Here is a 4200-nt window from a genome sequence, read left to right as displayed (position 1 = left end):
TCGCCATCAGGTACTTCTTGAAGTTGTCGGTGGTGCCCGAGGAATCGGACCGGTACACCGGGGTGATCTTCAGGTCGGGCAGCGCCACCCCGGGATTGAGGAAGGTGATCGCCGGATCGTTCCACATGGTGATCGCCCCGTTGAAGATCCGGGCCAGCAGGTCGCCGTTGAGCACCAGCTTGTCGACGCCCTCGATGTGGTAGGCCAGCGCCACCGGGCCGAAGACCAGCGGCAGAGGCCACGCCGGGTTGCCGTTGCACCGCTTGGCTGCCACCTCGACCTGCTCCGGGCTGAGCGGCGATTCCGAGCCGGCGAAATCGACGTGCCCGGCGATGAACTGCTCACGGCCGGCGCCGGACCCGGTCGGGTTGTAGGACAGGTTCTTTCCCGGGCAGAGCTTGCCCCACGCCCGGTTGAACAGCGCGATCGCGTTCTGCTGGGCCGTCGAGCCCTCGGCGGTGACGGCGTTCTTCCCGGAGCAGAGCGCCCCGGGGGTCATGGTGAACGAATCCGCCCCCGAACCCGCGCCGGTGTTGTCGTCGCTGCCGCATCCGGCGAGCACCAGACCCGCGGTGACGGCGGTGATCAGCGCCGTCCCGACGGTGTTGAACTTCACTGTGCTCACTTTCTGGCGTGGTTCGCTGCGGTCAGCCAGTCAGCTGATGCTATCGCGGCCGGAAACCCACGCGACGGCGACACGGCTTTACCCGCGGCCCGGGGCGGCGTAGGCGGTGTCGACGCTGTGCACGGTGAACCCGAGTCGCCGATAGGTGTGCAGCGCGGCGGCGTTGTCCGATTCGACGTAGAGCAGCACGGTCGGTTCGGCGGCGTCGGCGAGCCGGCGCGCCAGCCAGGAGATCCCGACCGCGGTGAGCGCCTCGCCGAGGCCCCGGCCCCGCGCCGCCGGGTCGACGCCGACGATGTAGACCTCGCCCAGACCGGGGACGTCGAGGTGCACCTTGGTCCAGTGGAAGCCCAGCAGACGATCGCCGACGGGTGGGTCGTCGAACGCCAGGAACAGCCCCTGCGGATCGAACCACGGCGCACGACGGCGCTCGTGGAACTCCGCCGCCGTCCAACCGCCCTGCTCCGGATGCCAGGAGAAGGCCGCGTTGTTGACCCGCAGCAGCTCGGCGTCGTCGGCGGGGCCCGCATAGCTGCGGATCCGCACCCCGGCCGGAATCGACGGGTCCGGGACGTCACGCAGCGAACGGCGCAGCTGCAGCAGCTCCCGAACCGGCGCCAGCCCCAGCTTCGCGGCCATCGCCCGGGCCGGGTCCGTGGTGCCGTGCGCCCAGAACCGGGTCGCACCGGCGTGGGCCAGCGCCGCCGAGGCCAGCGCGGTGCCGATGCCGCGGCGGCGGGCACGCGGGTGCACCACCAACTCGGCCAGCGGCTCGGTGCCGTCGTCCTGCGCCGGGGTCAGGTTGAGGTAGCCGACCACCGCGTCACCGTCGGCGGCCAGCAGGTGACCGGTGCGCTGCTCGCCCAGCTCGCGCAGCACCTGTTCACCGACCGGGGCCACGCCGTCGGCCGCGCCGGCGGCGCCGATCAGCTCCCGTACCTGCCGCTGCTGGTCAGCCGAGAGGCCGGTGTGCCAGCCCGTCACTGGCTGGCCAGCGGGGCGTCCAGGTCGTCGGAGTCGACCGGCGCACCGGCACCAGCGTCCTGATCGTCCCGGTCCGGCTGAGCGTCACCTTCGCCGCTGCTGTCGTCGTCGCCGTCGGCCGTCTCCGCGCGGCCGCGGGCCGGCCGGATCACCTTGTAGCCGACGTTGCGGACAGTTCCGATCATCGACTCGTACTCCGGCCCGAGCTTGGCGCGCAGCCGCCGGACGTGCACGTCGACCGTGCGGGTGCCGCCGAAGAAGTCGTAGCCCCAGACCTCCTGCAGCAGCTGGGCCCGGGTGAAGACCCGCCCGGCGTGCTGGGTGAGGTACTTGAGCAGCTCGAACTCCTTGTAGGTCAGATCCAGCGGTCGTCCGCGCAGCCGGGCGGTGTAGGTGCCCTCGTCGATGACCAGCTCGCCGAGTGTCGTCTGGCTGACCTGCTGCTCGGCGGCCGCCCCGCCGTGCCGCCCGATCAGCAACCGCAGCCGGGCGTCGATCTCGGCCGGCCCGGTGCCCGGCAGCAGAATGTCGTCCAGCCCCCAATCGGCGTTGACCGCCACCAGACCGCCTTCGGTGACGACCGCGACCACCGGCGCCGAATTGGCCGCGGTGCTCAACAGCCGGCACAGGCCACGCACGCTCGCCAGCTCGGTGCGTGCGTCGACGATGACGACCTCGACGGCCCCGGCTTCCAGCATGGCCGAGACCTCCAGCGGGCCGGTTCGCACCGTGTGCGCCAGCAGCGCCAACGACGGCAGCACCGACTCCGGATGCGGGTCGGCGGTCAGCAGCAGTAGCTCCAACGGGCCCTCCAGTGTCTGCCGTTACCGGCCAGGTGACCTAACGATAGCGTGCGACCTGCCAGAATGTCCGAGTGCGCAGGATGCTCGTGGGCGTGGCGGCCGTGATTTCGGTGCTGGTGGTGGGTGCCGTCGCTGTCGACTTCGGGGCGGCCGTCTACGCCGAGTACCGGCTCTCCCGGTCGGTCCGCCAGGCGGCCCATCTCGAATCGGACCCGTTCGTCGCGGTCCTGGGTTTCCCGTTCCTCCCCCAAGCCGTCAAGGATCGCTACGACGAGCTGGAGATCAAGGCCCACGCGGTCAGCCAACCGGTCATCGGCAAAGCCTTGTTGGAGGCCACCATGCACGCGGTGGACCTGTCTGACACCTCCTGGCTGGTCCGCCCGGACGCGAAGCTCTCGGTCGGCACCCTGGAGAGCCGGGTCATCATCGACTCGGTCCACCTGGGCCGCTTCCTCGGCATCCGGGACCTGATGGTGGAGGCGCCCCCGACCGAGACCGGCGAGCCCGCCGTCGCGACCACCGAATCGGGGATCTCCGACCCGCACGGATTGGTGTTCACCGGCACACCGCGATCGGCCGGGTTCACCAAGCGGGTGAGTGTCTCGGTGGATCTATCCATAGCCGACCGGACCACGCTGGTGTTCACCCCGACCGAGATCCTGACCGGCCCGGACACCGCCGACCAGCCGGTTCCCGAGGACAAGCGCCAGGCGGTGCTGGCGGCGTTCAGCGGCCGCCTGCCGGAGCAGACGCTCCCGTTCGGGGTGGCACCCACCAGCCAGGGCGCCCGCGGGTCCGACGTGATCATCGAGGGCGTCGCCGACGGCGTCACCGTCACCCTGGCCGAGTTCCGCCAGCACCCGCACGTCGGCCGTGGCTAGCGCGATCATCGCCGTCGCGGCCGGGCTGGCCCTGGCCGGCCTCGCCGGCTGGCTGGCCACCCGCCGATCGGGCGTGCTGCGGGTGGCGAGCACACCGGACGCCGAAACCGGCGCCGGCACCATCGCGGGGCTGGCCGCCGACGGGCCAACCGTGGTCCACTTCTCGGCGCCGTGGTGCGGACCGTGTGATCGGGTCCGACGGGTGGTCGACCAGGTCTGCGGAGATCTCGGCGTCGCCCACGTCGAAGTCGATATCGACGCCAATCCGGTGGCGGCGCGCCGACTTTCCGTGCTGTCGCTGCCGACCACCGTGGTCTTCGGCGCCGATGGCCGCCAGCTCTACCGGGCCACCGGCGTCCCGAAGGCTGCCGCGTTGCGCTCGGCGCTGGAACCGCTGTTGGCCTGAGAGGCGACCGATTGGGTAAAGTAGGTGTCATGCCCGCCCGCCTTGAGCTACTGCTCACCAAGCGCCGCGCAGTCGATCTGTGCCGCACCGCGGGCTGCTGCTGTTGTCGCTGCCGCTGAGTAGGCGTCGCTGCGCCGAGTTCAGACCGGCCCGGAAATCCCGGTGGCGTGCTTTCGTCACTCGTGCGTTCTCACACAGCAGCCAGGAGCAATCATGTCGACCGTCATCACCGATCAGCGAGTTCGGGTGGATGTCCGCGGACCCCGCTTCGCGGCCTGGATCACCACCGCGGCGCTGGTTACCGTCCTGCTGGTCTCCGGGTTCAGCGCGGCCGGCGCGGCCGTCCTGCTGGCCGCGCAGGCCGCGGTATTCGCCGCCGGCGCGCTGGGCGGACCCCGGCGGCATCCCTACGGGATGGTTTTCGCCAGGCGGGTGGCGCCCCGGCTGGCACCGGTCACCGAGCGGGAACCGGTGGCACCGCTGCGCTTCGCCCAACTGGTC

The 4200-nt window shown here is 71.1% G+C and carries 7 protein-coding genes; 4 read left to right on the top strand and 3 right to left on the bottom strand.

The window, feature by feature from the left end; genetic code table 11:
• From AC2VNT_RS01270 to AC2VNT_RS01260, 3 genes are all read right to left on the bottom strand, one after another.
• The coding region (locus AC2VNT_RS01270) for a phosphate ABC transporter substrate-binding protein PstS (RefSeq protein ID WP_486945134.1) at positions 1 to 616 on the bottom strand (616 nt) is incomplete at its 3' end.
• A gap of 87 nt (positions 617 to 703) precedes the next feature.
• On the bottom strand, positions 704 to 1609 hold the full coding sequence (gene mshD / locus AC2VNT_RS01265) for a mycothiol synthase (RefSeq protein WP_486945132.1): 906 nt from the start codon (positions 1607 to 1609) through the stop codon (positions 704 to 706).
• Positions 1606 to 2412 carry a winged helix-turn-helix transcriptional regulator gene (locus tag AC2VNT_RS01260; RefSeq protein ID WP_486945131.1) on the bottom strand — a complete coding sequence of 269 codons (807 nt, stop codon included), beginning with the start codon at positions 2410 to 2412 and terminating at the stop codon, positions 1606 to 1608. The genes mshD and AC2VNT_RS01260 overlap by 4 nt, the downstream gene beginning before the upstream one ends.
• An 80-nt stretch (positions 2413 to 2492) precedes the next feature.
• Between AC2VNT_RS01260 and lmeA the strand changes: the two genes are divergently transcribed.
• The 4 genes from lmeA to AC2VNT_RS01240 all read left to right on the top strand — a co-directional run.
• Entirely contained in the window at positions 2493 to 3293 is an 801-nt protein-coding gene (lmeA, locus tag AC2VNT_RS01255) for a mannan chain length control protein LmeA (protein WP_486945133.1), read from the top strand.
• A complete protein-coding gene (locus tag AC2VNT_RS01250) occupies positions 3286 to 3699 on the top strand; it encodes a thioredoxin family protein (protein ID WP_486945130.1) in 414 nt (137 codons plus the stop codon). The genes lmeA and AC2VNT_RS01250 overlap by 8 nt, the downstream gene beginning before the upstream one ends.
• 29 nt (positions 3700 to 3728) lie before the next feature.
• Positions 3729 to 3818 (top strand): Ms5788A family Cys-rich leader peptide, encoded by a 90-nt coding sequence (locus tag AC2VNT_RS01245; protein ID WP_486945129.1) that lies wholly within the window; start codon positions 3729 to 3731, stop codon positions 3816 to 3818.
• Positions 3819 to 3912: 94 nt separating this feature from the next.
• A partial coding sequence (locus AC2VNT_RS01240) for a DUF4395 family protein (RefSeq protein WP_486945128.1) occupies positions 3913 to 4200 on the top strand: 288 nt, incomplete at its 3' end.

The organism is Mycobacterium sp. TH-M15 (genome assembly GCF_057473705.1).
The sequence above is the reverse complement of the archived record's forward strand: the minus strand, read 5'-3'. Positions and strand labels throughout refer to the sequence as shown.